Here is a 22,706-nt window from a genome sequence, read left to right as displayed (position 1 = left end):
TGTTGCTTAAAGCAAGAAGTTTAGGACTCAGAAAGTAATTGTTGAATACTTTGCTCAAATTCATCTTGGAAAGCCTTGAAGCGAGAAGTAGCCGGGCCGTCAAAGCCAGTGTGAATTTTCCTTACCCGATTTTCTTTGTCGATAAATAAAAGGGTAGGGTAGGAGATGATTTTATTAAGCATCGGTAATGCCCTTGAAGCTTCTTCTTTGTCATAATAACCTCCCCACAGTACAGGGTAAGGAATTTCATTGCGCTCCTGATAGCGACTCAAGGCAGCTAATGCTCTTTCTTCTTCACGATAACGTTCAAAACCAATGCTTATTACCTGAAGGTCAGGATGAGTATTGTTGGCAAAATAATCTAATAAAAACTGAGTCTCGTCCTTGCAGTTTGGACACCAAGTACCCATTATTTGAATCAGTTTAGCCTTACCGGCAAAAGCTTCATCTGATAAGCTAATGGCCTCGCCTTTAGTGTTGGGGAAAGTAAAATCAACAGGATTACCAGCTTCTATTACTTTAGTCAACTCATAAGGGCTCTCTAAGGTCGCCTCAGAATTTCGATGGGCTTGCCAAATGGTGCGATAGTGCTTTCCTGAACGGAAAGAACCTACCATGGCCTCCGCATCAGCATCTATCTGTGCTTCAAATAAAAAGGCATGTGCACCGTCAAAAACAGACAGATAGGCTTTTGTTCCTGATACTTCCCCTTCTAAGTAGCGATAATCGCCAGTTTCCGTTCGAAAAGTACCACTCAACTGGTTGTCTTTTTGGACAAATTCTCCAATACCAGCAAACGCAGCAGACTCGTCCCCTCCCGGTCCAAAAGTGACCTCCCAAATGCCAGAAAGATTCAATGCGGGTGCTTTTGGAATCTTGGTAAAGCGGTGGTTCTCTCCAAAATGAGCAATAAACGGAATGCTGTAGTTTTCGCGGTAGTTGACCACGTACTCGCCTTCAATGAGGCCTTCTTCGTAAAGCCCAACGATATAGGTGTCATAGATTGGGAAATTGATCCGTATAGAATCTTTTGCCCTTGACTTGCTGCGGCCGAAGCTAATATCTTTGACCACAATTCTTTCTTCTCCATTCAGGAAGACAATTTGAAAAGTGGTATCGTCCGTATATTCCACTTCAAAATTAAAGGGAAGTTCTCCGTTTGTTACTTCATCAAAAGTGAGGCCAAGCTTATCTTCTCTGTATTCCCCTTTGGGATTCGGACTAACTGCACTAGGGTCAAGTTGAAGAACAGCTCGCCAAACACCAGGAGGAATCTTGGTGTAGGCATTTTCCATGCGTAGACAAGTCGTAAGGGTCAGCAATACAACGGCTGCTAACAGTATAGGAGCAAATTTCACAAGCGTAGTTTAATAACAATAATGAATAAGATGACAAAGGGCTATGATTTGCTCCCCTTAAAGTGGTCATCTTTATATTTAAAAAGAACATTAAAGGACGTCAAGCTCCCGTATATCCGGGTAATATATTGCTGAAGATTGACCTTTTCTTCGTCAATCAAAGCACTACTGTTGATTCGCTGTTCCATGACTCGCAAGCGATCCCTGACCATCACTATCTTATGGAAGAAAGTGTCAATATCCATTTCTTTTTCTTTCATGTCGGGATCTGCTGGCTGAAGGACGAGCTTACCATCAATCCATTTATCCCCTAAATCTACTACTTCCTCTAAGCCATTGTAAGCCTTAAGTATTTTTACTAAAGCTTTTTCAGCTTCCGTGAAACTTACTTCCTCTTCAGCAGGGATGGCCTCGACAATTTCCCATTTATCATAATCGCGGCCTACTAATTTTAGACCGTAAAGCGTAAAAGCCAACTCATAGGCCGCTGCATGAAGCCGAATGACAACTCCATCACCGTAGGCTGGGTGTTTTACCCGTGATCCTACTCCTAGTACTCCTTCCATAATTTCAACTATCCTTTCGGTTTTATAATCAGGATTTTAATATTTCCATATCCAAGTCACCCTCTGATTTAGCAATTAATGTTGAAACAGTGGCATCACCGGTTACATTAACAACTGTTCTGCACATATCTAGGATACGATCTACCGGGAAGATAATTGCAATCCAAGCAGGATTTAAACCTACGGACTGCAATACAACAATCATCATCACCAAACCAGCAGAAGGCACTGCAGCAGAACCAATAGAGGCCAGGGTAGCAGTAAGCACAATGGTAGCTTGTTGAGCAATCGACAGGTCTACAAAGTGCATCTGAGCCATAAACACTACCGCTACAGCTTGGTAAAGGCTCGTACCATCCATGTTAACGGTTGCCCCAATGGGCAAGACGAAGTTGGATACATTCTTTGATACACCAAGGTTATCGCGTACACACTCCAAGGTCACTGGCAGCGTAGCGGCGCTAGAACTAGTGGAGAAAGCCAAAAATTGAGCAGGGCTGATTTTACGAAAGAATGCAGCATAAGGCAGATCTCTCACAAAAATCTTCATCATCAACGGGTAAAAAACAAAAATCATAAACCCTAATCCTGCGACTAAAACCAAAGAATAAGCAGCTAATCCCTTAAATATCTCAATGACTTCAGCCGTTGTGCTTGCCATCTTGGCAATAACTCCAGCCATCAGCGCAAAAACAAAAAATGGTGCAGCATTCATCACTACTTCTACCATCTTGAGGAAAACCTCGTTGGTGCCATCCATGAAAGCCATGACTGGCTCCGCTTTTTCTCTTGGAATCATCAATAAGACAATACCGAAGAAAATGGCGAAGAAAATGACTTGCAGCATCAATTTCCCATCCGACAACGACATGAAAATATTTTCAGGAACGAAATCAACGAAAAATTTCAAAGGGCCTGCTTCCTTCATTTGAGAAGCATCTGCTAATTTCTTGGAGAGGGAAGGGTCTTCCTCTGCCATACTCAATTCATCCACTAGTGCCGTAGCAGCAGCATCTCGAAAACTAGCGTAGGCAGGGTCAGAAAGATAGTTTTTACCATCCAATATTTCGACACCATCCGTTTGCTGTACCCAAAGCTCGTATTTTATGCGGTTTTTGATACGTTGATCCTGGTCGATTGTTGCACCAGGCTGAGCTATATTTACAATTAAAAGCCCTACTCCAACTGCAGCAACAGTAGTTACCATGTAAGCCAGCATGGTTTTGGCGCCCATTCTTCCCAGTTTCGACAGATCGGGCAAGGTGCTAATCCCTGAAATGATAGATAGCAGAACCAATGGAACAGCAATAAATTTCAGCAAGCGAATAAAGATCGTACCGAAAGGATCAATCCAGTCTATTGTAAACTTGCTCCATCCCCACTTTACGGAAAAGAAAGCGTAGATGATGCCTAGAAATAGACCGATAATAATTTTCCAATGCAATGGCAGATTCTTCATGAGTAAGAGGATAGTTAGAAATAGCCCCCAAATTAACGAAAATTCTGATTCGGTTCTTTTTTGTCAATTGATTATCACAAAATAGCAGAGGTTTCATCAGTTCACATAATTCTCTTAAGTTTGCCGCATGAGATTGGAAAACGACCTATTATTACGCGTTGCTCAAGGAGCCGAAGTAGAACGCCCCCCAGTATGGCTGATGCGCCAAGCCGGAAGAATTTTACCTGAATACCGCGCCCTAAGGGCCAAGTTGAGCGGGTTTAAAGAATTGGTAGAAACCCCTGCATTGGCTGCAGAGGTCACTCTTCAACCTGTAGATATACTAGGTGTTGATGCTGCAATCATCTTCTCCGATATATTGGTCATCCCTGAAGCAATGGGGCTCACCTATGAAATGATCGAAAAGAAAGGGCCCTCTTTCCCGAAAACAATTCAGTCACAAAAAGATATTGAGGACTTAATCGAGGGGGGGGATGCTGCATCTGAATTAACTTATGTGTACGATGCTTTGGCCTTAACGAAAAAAGAACTTGCTGGTAGGGTTCCTTTAATTGGTTTCGCTGGCGCTCCCTGGACCATTTTCGCTTACATGGTAGAAGGTGGAGGAAGCAAAACTTTTTCTAAAGCCAGAAAAATGCTTTTTCGGGAGCCGGAGTTGGCTCATGCCTTGCTAGAAAAAATCACCCGTACTACCATTGCCTACTTGAAGGAGAAAGTAAAACACGGTGCGGATTTGATTCAATTGTTTGACTCTTGGGCAGGAATTTTATCTCCAGCTTTATACAAAGAGTTTGCTATCCCTTACTTGCGCCAGATTACAGAAGCACTACGAGAAGAAGAGACACCCGTGACTGTCTTTGCGAAAGATGCTTGGTTTGCACTCCGTGAATTAGACGCCTTACCCTGTCAGGTAATAGGCTTAGATTGGACCCAGAATCCTGCCGATTTACGTAAATTACTACAAACAGATAAAGCTTTTCAGGGCAACCTCGACCCCTGTCAACTCTATGCTCCGGGAGAAAAGGTTGCAGAAGCAACAAAAAAGATGTTAGCTACTTTTGGCAAAAAACATATCGCTAATCTTGGCCACGGGGTTTATCCTGACACACCACTCGAGGGCGTACGTGCGTTTATTCAGACTGTACAAGCCCATAGGTATTAACCTTTCCTGAAAATGGGATAATAACTCCAGTTAATTTTCACAGCTCTACCCTTTATTACTAGCGAAAAGAAGGGTAGAGAAATTTAATTAAACCATACAAGCTTTTATTATCCCATTAGCTTTATTACTTTTGCCACGCTGCAAGCATAAGCATCAATTAATTTGATGTATACAAGATTTGCGCAACACCTAAACATTCCCGCTTCCATATAAACTGATTTTATGGGTTGGTTCAAGCGACTTAAAGACGGAATTCAGACAGCAACGAGGAACAAGAAAGAAGCTCCAGAGGGCCTGTGGTATAAGTGTAAACGTTGTAAAGAAACGTCTACAATGAAAGAATTGCGTGAGAACTCTTACAAGTGTCCTCACTGTAATTATCATGTACGCATTGGTTCCTACGACTACTTCGACCTTATTTTTGACGGCAACTTCGATTTGATGTTCGAAGAGTTCCGTTCAAAGGACCACCTTAATTTCGTCGATTTAAAATCCTACCCGGAACGTTTGGCTAGCGCCTACAAGAAAACGGGGCTTACGGATGCAATTACGGTTGCGCAAGGCAAAGTTAATCGCCGACCATTGGTCATTGCAGCCATGGATTTTCAGTTTATCGGAGGCTCGATGGGTTCTGTCGTTGGAGAGAGAATCGCCAGAGCCATTGATCACTGCCGTGAAACTAGAACTCCCTTTATGATTATCTCTAAAACGGGGGGAGCTCGTATGATGGAATCCGCTTTCAGTTTGATGCAGATGGCCAAAACTTCGGCCAAGCTGAGCACTTTGGCCAAGGCTGGAGTACCTTACTTTTCCTTTATGACAGACCCTACAACAGGTGGCGTTACCGCCTCTTTTGCCATGTTGGGGGATATTAACTTTGCGGAACCAGAAGCGCTCATTGGTTTTGCTGGCCCCCGGGTTATTAAGGAAACGATAAAGAAAGACTTACCAGAAGGGTTCCAAACTTCAGAATTCGTTTTGGAGAACGGCTTTTTGGATTTCATCGTAGACCGTAAAGACCTTAAAGATCGGATTTCTGATCTGTTGCAGCTTTTTGAAAAATAAGCATGTAAACTACCACCTGTCTGATTGTATTCGGGATCATGAGTATTTTTACTCCTAATCCTGCTGTTTTTTTGGCGAATAACCCTATCATGTTGTTCTCTTAGCCAAGTAATTTGAATACTACAGAAAGATGGATAAAATTTCACTCACACTATTTATCGTTTTTGTTGCTCAGTTCATAAACGCGCAACAAACGACACCTCCTGTTTTGAATCCCTTAATGTACGAGATAGCCAAGGGGGCTTCTGCCGAACGCTTGGAGGCAGATATTCGAACTTTGGTCAACTTTGGCACTCGCCATACGCTAAGTGATACCCTTTCTGAAACCCGAGGCATTGGTGCAGCACGACGATGGATCAAATCTTCTTTTGAAAAAATAAGCAGTGATTGTAATGATTGTCTGGAGGTAGAATATCAACGAACATTGGTGACTGCAGAAGGGAATCGTCGTATTCCAGAAGACACCTGGGTTGTCAATGTAGTGGCCATTCAAAGGGGCACGCGTTATCCTGATCGATATGTCATCATGAGTGGAGATATTGACTCCCGTATTAGCGACCCTCTCAATGGTACCGATGACTCTCCTGGGGCAAACGATAATGCTTCTGGTATGGCTGGTGTAATAGAAGCCGCAAGAGTACTCTCTAAGTATCAATTTCCTGTTTCGATTATCTATGTTGGACTTTCCGGCGAAGAGCAGGGCCTTTTTGGTGGCCAACACCTCGCTCAAAAGGCTCTCGATGAAGAATGGGACATCCTGGGAGTGATCAACAACGACATGATTGGCAATATCGAAGGTATTGATGGCGTAATTGACAATACCACCTTCCGTGTTTTTAGTGAACCAACACCACCGAACGAAACCGAGCAACAACGCATCTGGCGACGCTTTTATGGTGGGGAAGTGGATGGTCCCAGTCGTCAGCTAGCACGCTATATTGATAAAATGACTGAACAGTTTTTTACTAATTTGGATGCAATTTTGATTTACCGCCTTGACCGTTTTGGGAGGGGAGGGCATCATCGACCATTTAATGACCTCGGCTTTCCCGGTGTTCGAATTATGGAGACCCACGAAAACTACAACCGTCAGCATCAAGATTTACGAACAGAAGACGGAATCGCTTACGGAGATGTAATAGAAGGTGTTAATTTTGATTACACTGCCAAGCTTACTGGTGTTAATATGGTAACGCTCGCATCATTGGCTAGTGCACCTCCAGCTCCTCAAGGATTAATGATTGGTGGTGCTGTTCAGCCTTCTACCCAATTAGAATGGGACGCCAGCGAAGATCCTGATATTGCGGGGTACGTCGTCTATTGGAGAGATACCACAGCTCCACAATGGCAGCATGCTCGATATTTTCCAGCAAACACCAATGCCGTTGAACTTACGGGGATAGTCATTGATAATTATCTCTTCGGTGTAGCAAGTATTGGTAAAAATGGAGATCAAAGTCTTGTTGCTTATCCCAGAACACTGATTCCACGACGGCGCTAATAGTGTGTTTTCTTTTTCAAATCCAAAAGCTAAAGCCATAAAGGTATGACACGATTCTTTTTCCTCCTCTTTTCCTTAATTCCCATCCTTAACTACGGGCAGCAAGTTGATCTGACGCCGGAACGTTTTCCTTTTGATGAAGCATTGGAATACAATGACAAGATACAATCTCCCGCGGCTTTTCTTGGATATGAGCTAGGAGAACGATTTACAGAATACCATCGCTCAGTGGCCTATTTTGAGTACTTAGCGAATCTGTCAAATCGCATTACCCTAAATACTTACGGAGAAACTTATGAACAACGTCCTCTTATAAACCTGATTATAAGCAGCCCTGAAAATCATGCACAAATGGAGACGCTGCGCGAGCGCCACCTTCAATTGATGGATACTGATTTTGCTGCCAGTGAGGAAGGAAAAAAGATCATTGCCAATGATCCTGTATTTACCTCTTTTAGTTATAACATTCACGGAAACGAAGCCTCTTCTACCGAAGCAGCAATGCAGGTTGCTTACCGTCTGGCAGCTGCACAGGATGAAGAGACCGCAAAAACACTAGCCGAAAGTGTTGTGATTCTATTTGTTTGTATCAATCCTGATGGTCGCGACCGCTATGTTTATTGGATCAACGGCGCTGGTCGCCAGCAACCTGGAATTAACCCTGGTGACTTTGAGCATTTCGCTCCCTGGCCCAATGGCCGTACCAACCATTATTGGTTTGACCTGAATCGCGACTGGATTTGGGGTGTTCATCCTGAATCGCGTGGGCATACGGCAGAATATCAGCGATGGATGCCACAAGTTCATGTCGATTACCACGAGCAAGGTTACAATTCAAATTATTTTACTGCTCCTGGTGCAACACCACGAAACCTTCTACTACCAGATTCTTATGAAGCTTGGAGTGACACTTTTGGACGGGCCAATATTGCTGCCTTTGATCGCGAGGGTCTCATGTATTTCACCCGAGATCGGTTTGACTTTTTCTACCCTGGTTACGGTTCATCTTACCCCAGTGTGATGGGAGCGATAGGAATGCTGACGGAACAAGGAGGGATTGGAGCTGGCCGTGCCATTACTACTGATGATGGATATATTTTGACCTTGCGCCAGCGAATATTTGACCATTATACGACCTCATTGGCCACCATCCAAAAGGGCGCTATTCAGCGAGAACAACTTCTTGCTTATAGTGTAGCCGCCTGGAATCCAGCAAGTGCAAAGTCTCCCCACCAGAGTTTCGTTATTCGAAACGAAAAAGGAGGCTTTCTTGAAGATTTCCTGAAAGTAATGGGTCGCCAAGGTGTCGTTGTCGAACAAGCCAATGAAGATTTTACATTAGCAAGCAGCCTCGACTATAGAACTGGAAAAAGCAGCACAGTCCAATTCTCTGCTGGTGATTATATCATATCTGCACAACAGCCGCGTCATCTCTTTATTCACAGCATTATGGATCGAAATCTGACCATCGAAGATTCTGTAATGTATGATATGGCAACTTGGTCGGCACCCCTTGCATATAACCTGGAAGCTTACGCCAGTACCATCACCCCCAAAGTGACTACGACGCCAATAGGCGAAAAAGAATGGGTAGGTAGCCTAAACAATACGGCACTAGAAGGACAAACAGCCTACGCCTACCTCATTGATTGGCAGCAAAGATGGGCGCCCAAAGCCCTTGGTGAACTTTGGCAAAAAGGGTATCGCGTAAGGTCTGCTGTTGCCCCATTTTCGAATGGAGAAGAAACCTACTCTGCCGGTACGCTTATTGTTCTTAGAGGGCGAAATCTAGAAAAAGCATCAAGTATGGCTGAGGATATGAAAAGCATCTCCACGAGTACCGGGGTGAATATCGCTGCACTTCCCACAGGTAGAATGAGTGATGGTTTTGATTTAGCCTCTAGCCGGAACCGACCAGTTGAACAACCTCGAGTAGCCATGCTAGTAGAGCCACCATTCTCCACCTACACGAGTGGTCAGGTCTACTTTCTTTTTGACCAGGAAACCGCTTTCCCTATTGATCGTATCCGTACCTCTGCTTTTGCCCAAACAAGTATGCCTAAATTAGGACAGCGTTATGGCTATGTAGATATCAATGATTACGATGTGCTGATTTTACCCGGTGGCCGAGATCTGAATCGTATTTTTTGGCAAGAACAACGGTTGGAAATAAACCAGTGGCTACAGCGAGGAGGAACACTCATAGCACTCGAGGAAGCCGCTCGTTTTTTTACTACTGAAGGGAAATTTGGGAAAGTGGAATTGGTCAAAAGCATCTCTGATACCAGTGAAGCAGCCAAATACCTAACTTACGCTGAGCAAGAAACATACAGAGGGTTAAAACGCATCCCCGGTTCTGCTTTACGAACAAATATCGACACTACCCATCCACTGGCTTTCGGTGTAAAGCCTGAAGTTTTTGGACTGAAACTCAATACGGACGCCCTAGAGCCTGCGACTATCTTAGAATCAGTAGGTACTTATCATCAGGATCCAGGAGAGCTGCTTACCGCAGGTTATGCTTCTATGGATAATTTGAAACGCTTGGCTGGTAAAACTTTTGCTGGAGTCCAAAAGGTTGGTGAAGGTAAGATTGTATACCTATTGGACAACCCTCATTATCGAATGTTTTGGAGAGGAACCAGCAGAATGGTACAAAATGCAGCATTCTTACTACCAGGCTTCTAAACCATATCACTGAATATTTTACAATGGAGATCAAACCGACCAAGAATTTCGGTGCAATCATGGATCGAACCTTGAAGCTAATTCGTCAGAATTACCTTCAGGCCTTTCGTGAGCGAGAGGCAGATATCACAACAGAACAGTGGGTGCTTTTAGACCGTTTAGCAGAAGGAGACGGTATTTCGCAGACCGACCTAGCTAACGATAGTTTCAAAAACGCCCCCACCGTTTCCAGGATCATTACTTTACTGGCAAAAAAGCAGTTAATCCTAAAAAAGCAATCTTCGGCTGACCGGCGTCAATCACTCATTTTTCTATCTGAGAAAGGTAGAGCACTACACGACAAGATTCTGCCATCTGTTTTAGCACTCCGAACACAAGGTTGGGCGCATTTATCCGAAGAAGATTACGACCACTTTGTCCGGATTATGGAGCAAATTGGTGAAAATTTCAACTAGCTAGGAGGTTTAGCACTATTCTTTCTCAAGCAGTGGTGCTAGTACCTGCCATACATTGTTGGCTACAATTACCTGGCCATCCTTGTTAGGGTGAATTCGATCAGGAAGATTCAATTCTTTAATACCTCCTACATCGGCTAATAAAAAGGGAATAAGCGCAGCCTTCTTTTCAACTGCAAGTTCTTGATAAATCTCGCGAAACTCTTGTGCGTAAGCTTCGCCCATATTCGGGGGAGCTTCCATTCCTGCCAGCACCAATTTTACTTCGGGATATTTGTTGCGTACCGCATCAAGGATAGCTGCTAAGTTCTCGCGTGTAGCAGTTAATTCAAATCCACGAAGGACATCATTGCCGCCTAGTTCAAGGACAAAAATCTCCATAGGTTGCTCCATCACCCAATCTATTCGGTTGCGCCCACCAGCAGTGGTCTCCCCACTCAAACCTGCATTGATAACTTCATAATTATACCCAAGCGAGTCTATTTTGTATTGAATCTGTGAGGGAAAAGAATATTGTTCATCAAGACCATATCCGGCAGTAAGGCTATTTCCAAAAAAGACAATACGTGGTCGATTTTTTTTCTCAGGACTACTGGTCACTTCTTTATTAACCGTATCCTCGGTCATTTCCTGTTCCATAGCAGAAGCTTCTTGAGGGTCATTGCCACAGCTATTTAAAACAAAAAGTCCCGTAACCAACAAGGTCAAAAATATGTTACGCATTGTAATCGTCATTGATAGTAATTTTGTAATTAGCGTGTTTTTCGATGGCCTTTAGTCGGCTTAGGCCTGATTTTAGTCCACTAAATTGTCCTTTTTCATCGATTAACAGTGTTCTTGTTCATCCAATTTGAATTGGTACTGTTATTAATGGTCAAGGTTGAATCAATTATTACTGAACGAGCCTGCACCCAATAAAGTTTATTCTTCTATGTCTACAATTCTTGCTGTCGAGCAACTCAGCCAGACCTACCGATCTGGTGATAGATCCTTAACTGTTTTGGATAATGTTTCCTTTGCTATTGCTCCAGGTGAAAGCCTAGCTATTATCGGTCCATCGGGAAGTGGAAAAACAACTTTACTTGGCCTTTGCGCTGGCTTAGACAGAGCAGGAGAAGGCAAAGTTATCCTGTGTGATGCGACGCTCAATGAGTTGGATGAAGATGCTCGCGCTGCTGTACGTAATCAGTATGTTGGGTTTATTTTTCAAAACTTCCAACTTATTCCGACCCTCACCGCGCTGGAAAACGTGATGATTCCGGCAGAGTTGAACGGTAAGAAAAATGCCCAACAAAAGGCCAAAGAACTTTTAGCCAAGGTAGGATTAGGGGACCGTATGGATCACTATCCCACTCAGCTGTCTGGTGGTGAACAACAGCGCGTAGCCCTTGCTCGAGCTTTTTGCAATGAGCCCAAAATCCTCTTCGCTGATGAGCCTACCGGAAACCTTGATGATAATACTGGGCAAATGGTCGAAGACCTCTTGTTCGAGCTTAATAAGGAAATGGGTACAACCCTTGTAATCGTTACCCATGACCCAGAACTAGCTGCAAAAACACAGCGGATCATTCAACTCAAAGGTGGCCATGTGGTTGCTGATACTACCACTGCCCAAAACGCCTAAACAATGAGAGATTGGTCCTTTATTCGTCGGCTAGCATGGCGAGATTCCCGTAAAAATCGTGGCCGCCTAGTCCTTTTTATGTCTTCTATTATTCTGGGAATAGCCGCATTGGTGGCTATCAACTCTTTTAATTATAATCTCCAAAGAGATATCGACGAGCAAGCAGCCTCTCTACTAGGAGCTGACCTCGTTGTAAGCGGCAATCGCCCCGTTAGTGAAGACTTAAAAGCGGTATTAGCGACGCTACCCGGAGAAGAGGCCTCCAAACAGGAGCTTTTTTCAATGGCCTACCTTCCCCGTATCGACCACAGCCAATTTATCCGCTTGCAAGGATTAGCGGGAGACTTCCCTTTCTACGGGCAACTAAAAACAGCACCCGCTGACGCTCGCAGTCAGCTAACAAACGGTAATTACGCCTTAGTCGATCGTGGCTTCATGGAACAGTTTGAGGTGAAAACGGGTGATAGTATTCGCTTAGGCTCAACATCTTTTCTTATTGCTGGTGAGCTGCTAAATGACTTTGCTAGTGCTAATGTAGCCGCTGGTTTTGCTCCTCCTGTATATATTTCTCAACAAAACCTGGAAGCTACCGGCCTTGTTCAGGCGGGCAGCTTGGTCAATTACAACTACTACTACAAACTCCCAGCAGGTTATGCTGTTGAGGAATGGGTGGATACTCAAAAAGAAGATTTCAGAAATGAAAGCCTTCGCTTGCAAACCGTCCAAGGGCAGAAGGAAAACCTTAGCGATGCGTTTTCTGGTCTAAACTCTTTTCTAAACCTGGTTGCTTTAGTATCTCTTTTACTGGGTTGTATCGGCGTAGCGAGTAGTGTGCTGATCTATGTAAAAACAAAAATACCTTCTATTGCCGTGCTTCGGTGCTTGGGTATGAAAGGGAGTGATATCTTCTGGGTATATCTCTTGCAGATCTGCACCATTGGTGGCCTAGGCGTCATCTTAGGGACTATTCTGGGAACAGCTGTACAGCTCGCATTACCACAATTGTTTCAGGATTTCCTCCCACTAGAAGTAACCACTGAAATCTCCTGGAAAGCCATCGCTGAAGGGGCTGTAATTGGCATGGTCATTACCATGTTATTTGCACTGGTGCCGCTTTTGCCAATCCGTAGGATCAGCCCATTGCGGATTTTGCGTGCTTCTTTTGAAGACGATGTTCAAGCCCGCGATTGGCTCCAGTGGGGTGTATTTGGTGCTATCGGTTTGTCTTTATTGGCGTTCCTCTGGTATTTGACCGGAGATTTCATGAGTGGACTTATGTTTACCGCAGGATTGGTATTCTCTTTCCTACTTCTATTTGGCGTTGCGCAAGTAATCATCTGGGGCGTAAAACGTTTCTTTCCCCGACAATGGAGTTTTGTCTTTCGGCAGGGGCTGTCCAACCTGTTTAGGCCCAATAATCAGACAGTCACCCTGCTTGTATCCATTGGTTTAGGAACGGCGATTTTAACGACACTCTTTATCGTGCAGGGGCTTTTACTATCCAATGTACAAGAGATGGATGCAGGCAATCAGCCCAACGTCATTCTCTATGGAATAGAAAAAGAGCAAATGGCGGAATTGGCTAAACTGACTACTGAATTTGATATGCCCATTGTTCAGCAGGTACCCATCGTTACAATGCGGATGACTGGCTGGCAGGGTAAAACCAAGGCCGAATGGCTGGCAGATACTACCCGAGAGGCAAGGCGATGGGCTTATAATCGAGAGATAAGAGTGACCTTTCGTGACTCGTTAGATGGTTTTGAAGAGGTCTTGGAGGGTGTTTTCCCTCGCCCTCGGGCTACCAACGGTGATTCTATCTATGTTTCTCTCGAAGAAGGCTTTGCTGAGTCAATGGCAGTCTCCATCGGTGACGAACTGAATTTCAATGTTCAGGGAATGCCCGTAACGACCTATGTAGGAAGTATCCGAAAGGTGGATTTTACCAAAATGCGCACCCGGTTCTTTATCATTTTTCCTGAAAAAGTATTGGAAAACGCCCCTCAATTCCAAGTACTGGTTAGCAAATCACCTAACCCGGAAACAACTGCTAAATATCGTACGGCGGTGGTACGGAAATTTGCAAACATCTCCGTTGTGGATCTCAGTTCGATACTGGATGCCCTCAGTGATATATTAAAAAAGGTTTCTTACGTGATCCAATTCATGGCTGTTTTCAGCATATTAACGGGCTTCTTGGTATTGATCAGTTCATTACTTCTAAGTAAATTACAACGTATCAAAGAAAGTGTATTGCTACGTACACTCGGCGCTAGTAGTAAGCAACTTTTAAAGATTACGGCAACAGAGTATGCTCTTCTCGGGAGTCTTGCGGCAGCAACAGGTATCATCATTGCTCTCGTAAGTAGCTGGTTATTGGCCACCTATCAATTAGAGCTTACTTATTATGCTCCTTGGTCTGCAATCGGCGTGATATTCATCTTGGTTGTTGCTTTGATCGTGATTATTGGTCTACTCAATAACAGAGAAGTATTGCGAAAAAGCCCCTTGGAAGTACTGAGGAGAGAGTCTTAATACATACGCTTAGCTTTTTTAACTACCAAGGACACCGAGGCTGTTTTTTCTTTGGTGCCCTTGGTGGTTTTAATTTACGGGGATACCAATATAGAGGAGCGACCTAAACGAAAACTGCCCCGGACATCCTTTCGGCGCCGGGGCAGACCACACACTATGAGAACACCCATTATATTTTGATGATCGTTTCTAATTACGATCCTGTGTTTATTTCCTAACTTTCACTATTATAGACGCTTTAAGCTGCCGTTTGTATGCATCCTTAAATGTTATAATCTTTAACATTTTCGATAAACAAATGATTAACAACGCTTTGTGTTTTGCGTATTTGCAATAAATGCCGATTTTTAACATTCATCTGACAGAAAAGAACTCTTAGAGCTTGATAAAACCAAACACGGTCCGGGAAATTATCGAAACAGCACGAGCCGAAGATGTTGTAGGCGACTTCGTTAATTTAAAAAGGCGAGGTACCAACCTCATTGGATTGTGCCCATTCCACAATGAGAAAACACCGTCTTTTAATGTCAACCCAGGCAGGAATATTTACAAATGCTTTGGCTGTGGCAGGGGAGGGGATCCTGTTAATTTTTTGATGGAACATGAACAACTCAGCTTCCCAGAAGCACTACGGTGGATTGCAGGGAAATATGGGATAGAAATAGAGGAAGTAGAACTTTCAGAGGAGCAACGTGCGGAGCAGCAAATGGCTGATAGTTTATTTATCGCCAATCAGTTTGCCTGTGACTATTATCAAGAACAACTTTTCGATAGTGATCGAGGACGAAGTGTAGGCTTGAGCTATTTCAAAAAACGCGGATTCAGGGAAGAAACCCTTCGTAAATTTGGTCTTGGGTACGCCCCCTTAGGCCGGGATGTTTTTCTAAATGCTGCACAGTTGGCTGGCCATAAAAATAGTACACTCGAAAAAGCCGGTTTAATTAAAAATAAGCGTGACTTCTTTCGGGATCGGGTAATGTTTACGATTCGCAACCTTTCGGGAAAGGTAGTAGGGTTTGGTGGTCGCATCTTGCAAAAGGATGTAAAAGCCCCTAAATACATCAATACGCCTGAGACGGAGGTTTACAACAAAAGCCGTATTCTTTATGGAGCATTCCATGCGAAGCAAGCCATCCGAAAGGAAGATGAATGTATCATCACAGAAGGTTATACAGATGTTATTTCTTTGCACCAGGCAGGCATTGAAAATGTCGTTGCCAGCTCCGGTACTTCGCTGACCGTTGATCAAATTGGCGTAATAAAGCGCTACACTCCCAATGCAAAGGTTCTATTTGATGGCGATAAAGCGGGTATTCGTGCAGCCCTTAGAGGCATTGATTTACTCCTTGAGCAAGACCTCAATGTAAAGATTGTACTGCTCCCTGAGGGAGAAGATCCAGATTCCTATTTACAACAAGTAGGGCTTAATGCCTTTAAAACCTACCTAGAGAACAAGGCAGAAGATTTTATCTTTTTCAAAGCTAATTTACTACTCGCAGAGGCCGGCAATGATCCGGTAAAGCGTACCGCACTGATCAAAGATATTGTTGGCTCTATCAGCCTGATCCCAGACCCGCTTAAGCGATCACTTTACATTAAAGAATGTGCGCGACTTTTTGGTGTTGATGAACAACTCCTCGTAGCAGAAACTAATAAGATTATTGCTCAACGACTGCGTAAACACCAGCAAAAAGAACGTGCACGCGGAGGGAGTAGTAACAATAGTGAAAAAGCACCATTCCCTTCTGGCCCACCACCGGGCTGGGAGGAACAAGGTATGCCACCGCCAGGCTGGGAGGAGCAAGGTATGATGCCACCGCCTATTGCCGCAGAGCCTACCGTAACAGGTGATGAATACCAAGAAAGAGACTTGGTACGGATCTTAATCTTATACGGTGATAAACCTCTGGAAGAGCAGGAACAATCCGTTGCGCAATTCATCATGACCAACATTGATGATGTTATTGATAATTTTGACAATGAGCTTTATCAGAGAGTTGCCAAGGAATATCAAGTCTTAGTGGAAAAAGGAGAACTCCCATCAGCGAGTTACTTCATGCAGCACGAAACCGAAGAACTGCGAAAGCTTGCTATTGATATGGTAAGTACGCCTTACGAATTTAGTGAAAACTGGGAAAAGAAATGGGAAGTAGTACTCAATCAAAAAGCCCCTGATGAAAATTTCATTATTGATAGTGCCCATGGTTTGAAACGTTTCCGGTTACGGAAACTTACTCGACTCTGCCAAGAGAATGTAGACAAACTCAAAGAGCTGACTGCCAGTAATGAGGTAGAAGAATTGGTGCTCTACATGAAGCTACAACAGCGATTGCAGACGCTCAGAAATGGTCTGGCAAATGAATTGGGCACGGTAGTGCTCTAGAAAAGAAAAGAGGGTGATTTTTGTACAAAAATCACCCTCTTCATATTTAGGAACAGCACGAAAACAAACCACGAAGTAGCCGCAAAGCGAATCGCACTTTATTTCCTGCGCAATACTTACGCGTTACGGTTGATACAATTAAGATCTTCGAAAGCCTCTTTAAGGCGGATTACGAAAGACTCTTCGGCAGCACGTAGCCATTTGCGGGGATCGTAGTACTTCTTGTTAGGGCTATCTTCGCCATCAGGGCTACCGATTTGTGTCTGCATGTAGTCACGCTTACCTTCGTAGTAATTGCGAATACCATCCCAGAAGGCCCACTGCATATCGGTATCGATATTCATCTTAACAGCACCGTATTCGATAGCTTCACGAATTTCTTCCCGTGAAGAACCAGATCCACCGTGAAATACGAAGTTGACTGGATTCTCACCTGTGCTGAATTTCTCCTGAATATGCACCTGAGAGTTCTTCAAGATCTTTGGTGTTAGCGTTACGTTACCAGGCTTATATACACCATGTACGTTACCGAAAGCCGCAGCAATGGTAAATTGGTCGCTAACTTCCAATAGCTTTTCGTAGGCGTATGCTACTTCTTCTGGCTGCGTATAGAGTAGAGAGTTGTCAATATCGGTGTTGTCAACACCATCCTCTTCTCCGCCAGTAACCCCTAGCTCGATTTCGAGGGTCATGCCGATTTTAGCCATCCGCTTGAAGTACTCAACACAAACTTCGATGTTTTCTTCGATCGGCTCTTCCGACAAGTCAAGCATATGAGAGCTGTACAAAGGATAACCACGACTAGCATAAAAACGCTCACCAGCATCAAGCAGTCCATCTACCCAAGGAAGAATCTTCTTGGCACAGTGGTCGGTATGAAGCACAACGGTTACACCGTAAGCCTCAGCCATGGTATGAACGTGCATAGCGCCCGAGATACCACCTAGAACAGCAGATTTTTGCCCTTCGCCAGGCATACCTTTGCCCGCAAAGAAGCCAGCACCGCCATTAGAGAACTGGATAATAACGGGAGAGTTTAACTCACGTGCAGTTTCCAGAACCGCATTAACGGTATTGGTGCCCACTACGTTGACCGCAGGGATGGCGAAATTGTTTTCGTTGGCATAGTTGAAAAGAGCGGTTACTTCATCACCGTGAAGAACACCGGCCCGAAAACGGGTCTTGGGAGCATTAGCCATAAACTATAGGTTGCTTTAAACTAAAAATTGTCTAAATATATGAATGGTCAGGGTGCCCCAAAGATAATAAGTTTATAATGAAAGCAGCGTAAATCATAATGAAAAGGCCGTAGCGAATAGCAAAGGACAGCGCACGAAGGAGCAGCGCAAGGGATAGAAATAAAATAGGGGAAATACTGATTAAATATTTCCCCTATGCGCAATGGATAGCCCAGCCCGTTGTATTCCGCAAAAAGCAAATTTAGCCTTCTCTGAGGTTTTTCAAATCATCTATTTGAAAAACGAAGACTCAACTTATTTTTGTGCTGTCTTTTAGCAGGGAGGCGCCCAAAAAGAGCTAGATAATCTCCTTTTCGGTCAAATAGCGTTCAGCATCAAGTGCAGCCATACAGCCTGTGCCTGCTGCTGTTACTGCTTGACGATAAATATTGTCTTGAGCATCACCGCTGGCAAAGACGCCTTCGATGTTGGTCTTCGTGCTTTTGGGTTTAGTAATCAGATAACCTGCCTCGTCCATCTCAAGCCAATCCTTGAAAATGCCAGTATTGGGTTTGTGGCCGATAGCTACAAAGAAACCTTTGACTGGAATGGTGCTCTCTTCGTTGGTTTTGTTGTTGTAAACCCGTACAGCTTCTACTTCGTCACCACCTAGCACTTCCTTGGTTTCGGTGTTCCAATAGATTTTAATGTTTTCGGCCTTTTTAACACGATCCTGCATGATTTTAGAAGCACGCATTTCGTCTCTACGTACTAACATGTGCACCTGTGGGCTAAGCTTAGAAAGATAAAGAGCCTCTTCGGCAGCAGTATCACCTGCGCCTACAATAGCAAGTTCCTGCCCACGGAAAAAGAAGCCATCACATACTGCACAAGCAGAAACGCCTTTGTTCATAAAAGTCTGCTCAGAAGGAAGCCCCAACCACCGAGCACTGGCTCCGGTAGAAATGATGATGGTATCTGCATGCAGTTCTTCGCCTGCCTCCGTCCATATCTTATGAACAGGGCCTGAAAAGTCTACTTTGGTAATCATCTCCAAACGCACGCGAGTACCGAAGCGTTCTGCTTGCTTTTTGAAGTCCTCCATCATCTGTGGCCCCATGACGCCATCAGGATAGCCAGGATAGTTTTCTACATCGGTGGTAATCATTAGCTGTCCACCTGGCTCTTGTCCGGTAAAAAGTAATGGCTCTAGATTTGCGCGTGAAGCGTAAACTGCTGCGGTGTATCCGGCAGGCCCCGATCCGATAATAATACACTTTTCGTGTGCTATCCCGTTGTTACTCATCTTAGTTCAATTTATTTTTGTGGCCGCAAAATTATAAAACTAGGAGCAATTCCAAGGGTTTGTCACCCCCTTATTTGTAATATGCTTTACGTTGTGAGTACTAGCCTTTTATTCCTTGCAGCCAAATAGGTTGATATATTCATTTATAAGAACACCTTTACCTAAGAGAGGTTGAGTAGTGGATTGTCCGCTGAGCGACGTGCAGAACTTACTCCCACTTATAAAGCGAACATCATTAATTATGCCCTATTCGTCGAAAAAACTGTTTGAACAAGCAGAATTCATTTACTTTAATGGGTGACATTGTAATGATTTGCTCAAAACTGATTTGCTTATGTATACCTTAGGATTTGTTCTCACCTTACTGGGCTTAATGGGAATCATGCTAGATCGTAAAGGCTTAGAAGCCTTGAGTTATGCTGTTGCACCGGGGCTGGGGTTATGGCTATTTGGCTTAGTGACCCAAGTTTCTACCTTAGGTGATTTCTTTAGTTACAGCTTCACCGATCTATTGTTTTACGGAGGTGCAGCGATGTTGTTCCGAGGTTTGAGTCAGTCTAAACATCTCGCTATTCCTGCTAGTATTGTAGCCCTGCTCATGATGGCCTTTTTTCATCAAAACATTCGGCCTCAAACCCAGGATATGCCTGCTACAGCGCAATACGGTTTAGCGGCAGAAGGAGAGCTATTGGTAGAACTGAGCGATGAAGATAACCTAGAGCGCTGGAAGCGCTGGATTGGCGCACAGGGCTGGACCACTGAGCGAGCCTTTGCTCCGGAAGAAGGCGCACGCACTGATTTGGATGACTACTTCACAGTAAACATTCCGGCGAGTGAGTTGGGCAACCTCGAAGAGATTATTGCTCGTATTGAAGCGACGGGCTGGACCGACTGGGTGGAACCCAATGAAACGATTCAAATAGAACTTAGTCCAGCACGAACTTTGCCCAAACTCAACAAAATACTCGGTGTAAATGATCCTGCCGTAGAAGAACAGTGGGCCTTGCAGGTGCTGGAAATGAACAAATTATATGACTTGCTGAATAGCGACAAGGTGAAAACACGCAAGAAGGCGATTGTAGCAATTCTGGACACCGGTGTAGATGCCGAGCATGAAGACCTAAAGGGCAATTTTTATTCGATTGCAAAAAAGTACAATGATGATCCCCAGGGCCACGGCACCCATTGCGCCGGGATTGCTGGTGCTGTCACAGACAATGGGGTAGGGGTAGCTTCTTTCGCGCGTACAGGTGATTATTTTCAAATAACGAGCGTCAAAGTTTTAAAAGCAGGTGGTAGTGGCACCCAACAAGATATCATTAATGGGATTATCACGGCGGTGGATAAAGGAGCAGACATACTTTCTATGTCTTTAGGTGGTTTTAGCACCCAATCACGACAGCGAGCCTATAGCGAAGCAGTACGCTATGCAACTGATCGCAATGTAATAGTCGTTGCATCTGCTGGTAACAGCAACCGTGATGCAGCCGGATTCAGCCCTGTAAATGCCAACGGTGTCATCGGTGTTTCTGCCATTGACAGCCAATTGCAAAGAGCCAGTTTCTCCAACAAAGTCAACCGAATAGGGATGGCGGTTGCAGCTCCTGGAGTAGCTATTTATAGCACCAAGCCGAATAACAATTATGCCGCCCACAATGGCACCTCTATGGCAGCACCCTTCGTGAGTGGCCTTTTGGGAATCATGAAGAGTATTCGCCCCGAATTAACCAATAAAGAAGCTTTTAAAATCCTTCAGCAAACAGGAAAAAATACGAGAGATACAGCAAATACCGGTCGATTGATTCAGCCAGCAGCAGCGGTGGAAGCTGTGTTAAATAATAGTTTTTAGGTGTAGAATGGGATTTACGTCCCTCATTGTTATTGCCAATCCTACTAATCCCAGTATTGTTGAGAGGGAGTTATTTCTCCAATTCTGCTATTTTTTCGAGGAGCCAGCTGGCATTGACTACCCCTTTAGCGTTATTGACATCGTTTTTTAACTTCTCTAAGCTTTGTTTATCACCAGGCATAATTCGAGTTAGCCGCTTGGTAAATTTGATTAGCCAGCTATAGATTTGTTTCCGATCTACAGTAAAGTCTTTCCTTCTCCTTAAAAAGACTTCGAAAGAATCTAGGTGAGAGTCCAACAAATCAAGCTCTTCTAATTCATAGTAAGTTGCAATAAGAATAGTTTTTGAATTAAGATTGTAGGATATATCATCATATTCTACAGACCTTAATTGCTCTAATACTTTATCATACTTTTTCTGATAGAAATACAGTTGGGCCATATTGTAGGTTATTGCATTTTCTTTGTTGTCTTCTGGCAAATAATTCTTAAACTTATTGATGAAATTTTCGACCCACTCATACTGTCCTAAACGTAGACCTACAACAATTATATTTCTAAAATACCAAGGGCTTAGTTTCCCTTCTGATAAAAGGATATTCTGTTCTATTTGCAGCTTGAAAAGCTCAAAAAGTTCAATAAGAAATTTGCGATCCCCTGCATTAATTTTCTTTACACAATAGTTTTGCGCTGCACCGTATAATTCGTCTACTGCAACATCCCTTGGAAAAAAATGTGCATTTTTAGCAATAAGTTTTTTCAACTTATAATAGTTGTCATCTGCTTCTGTCTCGGATAGGATTTGAATAATTTGGTAGTAAATTTCAATATGAGGCAGGTCTTCCAGGTTGGTAAAATGCTTTTTGGTCAGGTAGGAAATCTCATTGGTGAAAGACAACTGATATTCGTGTGATTTGAGCTTCTTACGACTTTCAGCCTCTGTTATTAACCTAAGTTTTTCTCCCATATAGAACCAATCGAGGTAATTAGATATCTCCTCGATGTTTGATTTCACTCCCCGTTTGGTTGAAAAATTCTCTAGTTCGTAATAGCTTTTTTGTAGTAGGTACTGATATAAATAGTAGGAAGTATCTCGATAGGGATAATCCTCCATCATTTTATCAGAATTGGTAACAGCACTGCTTGCCAATTTATCAGCCCGTTGCTCTTGCTGACTCAATTTCTTGAGTAGAAAAACCTTTTGTTGTACCTCATCATCTTCAAAAGCCTGTTGGGCCAAGAATCGCTCCATTAACTTTGATAGATCTGAGCAATATTTTCGAAAACGGAGATCACTGTAAGGCTTTTTATTGACTACTTTCCCCCACAAGTATTCTTTATCCAGGGGCTTGTTTTTCTCCTGAAGTCGAAGGATTTCTTTGAATAAAAGTAGTAGCTCTTTACTGCTATTAAAATAGGGAGACTCTAGAAAACGCTTCGCGGCCAAACGCCCTGCTTTATCGAAGGTTTTCAGCACTCCAGCCAGCTTAGTGTTATCAATAGTATTGTTCACGAAAATATTTTATAACCAATAGACTATCAGCGATTTTAGTAAGAAAAAAACGCTTTCTCTATTC

16 protein-coding genes are annotated in these 22,706 nt (G+C 43.6%); 9 read left to right on the top strand and 7 right to left on the bottom strand.

From position 1 onward, the window contains the following. Window positions 1–20 precede the first annotated feature (20 nt). From ACRBG0_RS22925 to ACRBG0_RS22915, 3 genes are read right to left on the bottom strand one after another with little or no spacing between them, the layout of a single operon-like run. Entirely contained in the window at window positions 21–1,358 is a 1,338-nt protein-coding gene (locus ACRBG0_RS22925; RefSeq protein WP_431489177.1) for a TlpA family protein disulfide reductase, read from the bottom strand. A 41-nt stretch (window positions 1,359–1,399) separates the two neighbouring features. Continuing rightward, window positions 1,400–1,924, bottom strand: a complete 525-nt coding sequence (locus ACRBG0_RS22920) for a hypothetical protein (protein ID WP_431489176.1) — start codon at window positions 1,922–1,924, stop codon at window positions 1,400–1,402. Window positions 1,925–1,952: 28 nt separating this feature from the next. Further along, window positions 1,953–3,383: a dicarboxylate/amino acid:cation symporter gene (locus ACRBG0_RS22915; protein WP_431489175.1), complete on the bottom strand. Its 1,431-nt coding sequence runs from the start codon at window positions 3,381–3,383 to the stop codon at window positions 1,953–1,955. Between the two features lie 127 nt (window positions 3,384–3,510). Here ACRBG0_RS22915 and hemE point away from each other — a divergent pair, with 127 nt between their 5' ends. The 5 genes from hemE to ACRBG0_RS22890 all read left to right on the top strand — a co-directional run bounded on the left by hemE (window position 3,511) and on the right by ACRBG0_RS22890 (window position 10,254). Next, entirely contained in the window at window positions 3,511–4,545 is a 1,035-nt protein-coding gene (gene hemE, locus ACRBG0_RS22910; protein ID WP_431489174.1) for a uroporphyrinogen decarboxylase, read from the top strand. A 222-nt stretch (window positions 4,546–4,767) separates the two neighbouring features. Next, entirely contained in the window at window positions 4,768–5,610 is an 843-nt protein-coding gene (accD, locus tag ACRBG0_RS22905; RefSeq protein WP_026211634.1) for an acetyl-CoA carboxylase, carboxyltransferase subunit beta, read from the top strand. 130 nt (window positions 5,611–5,740) lie between these two features. Then, entirely contained in the window at window positions 5,741–7,111 is a 1,371-nt protein-coding gene (locus ACRBG0_RS22900; RefSeq protein WP_431489173.1) for a M28 family metallopeptidase, read from the top strand. 45 nt (window positions 7,112–7,156) lie between these two features. Continuing rightward, window positions 7,157–9,799 (top strand): M14 family zinc carboxypeptidase, encoded by a 2,643-nt coding sequence (locus ACRBG0_RS22895; protein WP_431489172.1) that lies wholly within the window; start codon window positions 7,157–7,159, stop codon window positions 9,797–9,799. A 23-nt stretch (window positions 9,800–9,822) separates the two neighbouring features. Further along, window positions 9,823–10,254, top strand: coding sequence for a MarR family winged helix-turn-helix transcriptional regulator (locus ACRBG0_RS22890; protein ID WP_431489171.1), 432 nt, complete (start codon window positions 9,823–9,825; stop codon window positions 10,252–10,254). Between the two features lie 15 nt (window positions 10,255–10,269). On the opposite strand, the gene ACRBG0_RS22885 is transcribed toward ACRBG0_RS22890, so the two are convergent. After that, window positions 10,270–10,977 carry an arylesterase gene (locus ACRBG0_RS22885; protein ID WP_431489170.1) on the bottom strand — a complete coding sequence of 236 codons (708 nt, stop codon included), beginning with the start codon at window positions 10,975–10,977 and terminating at the stop codon, window positions 10,270–10,272. A 208-nt stretch (window positions 10,978–11,185) separates the two neighbouring features. Here ACRBG0_RS22885 and ACRBG0_RS22880 point away from each other — a divergent pair, with 208 nt between their 5' ends. The 3 genes from ACRBG0_RS22880 to dnaG all read left to right on the top strand — a co-directional run bounded on the left by ACRBG0_RS22880 (window position 11,186) and on the right by dnaG (window position 16,796). Continuing rightward, window positions 11,186–11,878, top strand: coding sequence for an ABC transporter ATP-binding protein (locus ACRBG0_RS22880; RefSeq protein WP_431489169.1), 693 nt, complete (start codon window positions 11,186–11,188; stop codon window positions 11,876–11,878). 3 nt (window positions 11,879–11,881) lie between these two features. Further along, complete coding sequence (locus ACRBG0_RS22875) at window positions 11,882–14,413, top strand: ABC transporter permease (protein WP_431489168.1); 2,532 nt, start codon at window positions 11,882–11,884, stop codon at window positions 14,411–14,413. 382 nt (window positions 14,414–14,795) lie between these two features. After that, on the top strand, window positions 14,796–16,796 hold the full coding sequence (gene dnaG, locus ACRBG0_RS22870; protein WP_431489167.1) for a DNA primase: 2,001 nt from the start codon (window positions 14,796–14,798) through the stop codon (window positions 16,794–16,796). 116 nt (window positions 16,797–16,912) lie between these two features. Here dnaG and fbaA read toward each other — a convergent pair whose 3' ends face one another. After that, window positions 16,913–17,995, bottom strand: a complete 1,083-nt coding sequence (fbaA, locus tag ACRBG0_RS22865; protein ID WP_431489166.1) for a class II fructose-bisphosphate aldolase — start codon at window positions 17,993–17,995, stop codon at window positions 16,913–16,915. Window positions 17,996–18,332: 337 nt separating this feature from the next. Beyond that, window positions 18,333–19,280: a thioredoxin-disulfide reductase gene (gene trxB, locus ACRBG0_RS22860; RefSeq protein WP_431489165.1), complete on the bottom strand. Its 948-nt coding sequence runs from the start codon at window positions 19,278–19,280 to the stop codon at window positions 18,333–18,335. Between the two features lie 334 nt (window positions 19,281–19,614). Here trxB and ACRBG0_RS22855 point away from each other — a divergent pair, with 334 nt between their 5' ends. Then, window positions 19,615–21,129, top strand: a complete 1,515-nt coding sequence (locus ACRBG0_RS22855) for a S8 family peptidase (protein WP_431489164.1) — start codon at window positions 19,615–19,617, stop codon at window positions 21,127–21,129. 70 nt (window positions 21,130–21,199) lie between these two features. On the opposite strand, the gene ACRBG0_RS22850 is transcribed toward ACRBG0_RS22855, so the two are convergent. After that, a complete protein-coding gene (locus ACRBG0_RS22850) occupies window positions 21,200–22,642 on the bottom strand; it encodes a hypothetical protein (RefSeq protein WP_431489163.1) in 1,443 nt (480 codons plus the stop codon). Window positions 22,643–22,706: the final 64 nt, after the last annotated feature.

The sequence above is a fragment of the Lewinella sp. genome (assembly GCF_050633125.1).
In the GTDB taxonomy this organism is placed as follows: domain Bacteria; phylum Bacteroidota; class Bacteroidia; order Chitinophagales; family Saprospiraceae; genus Lewinella.
This window is presented reverse-complemented; position numbering and strand designations above follow the sequence as displayed.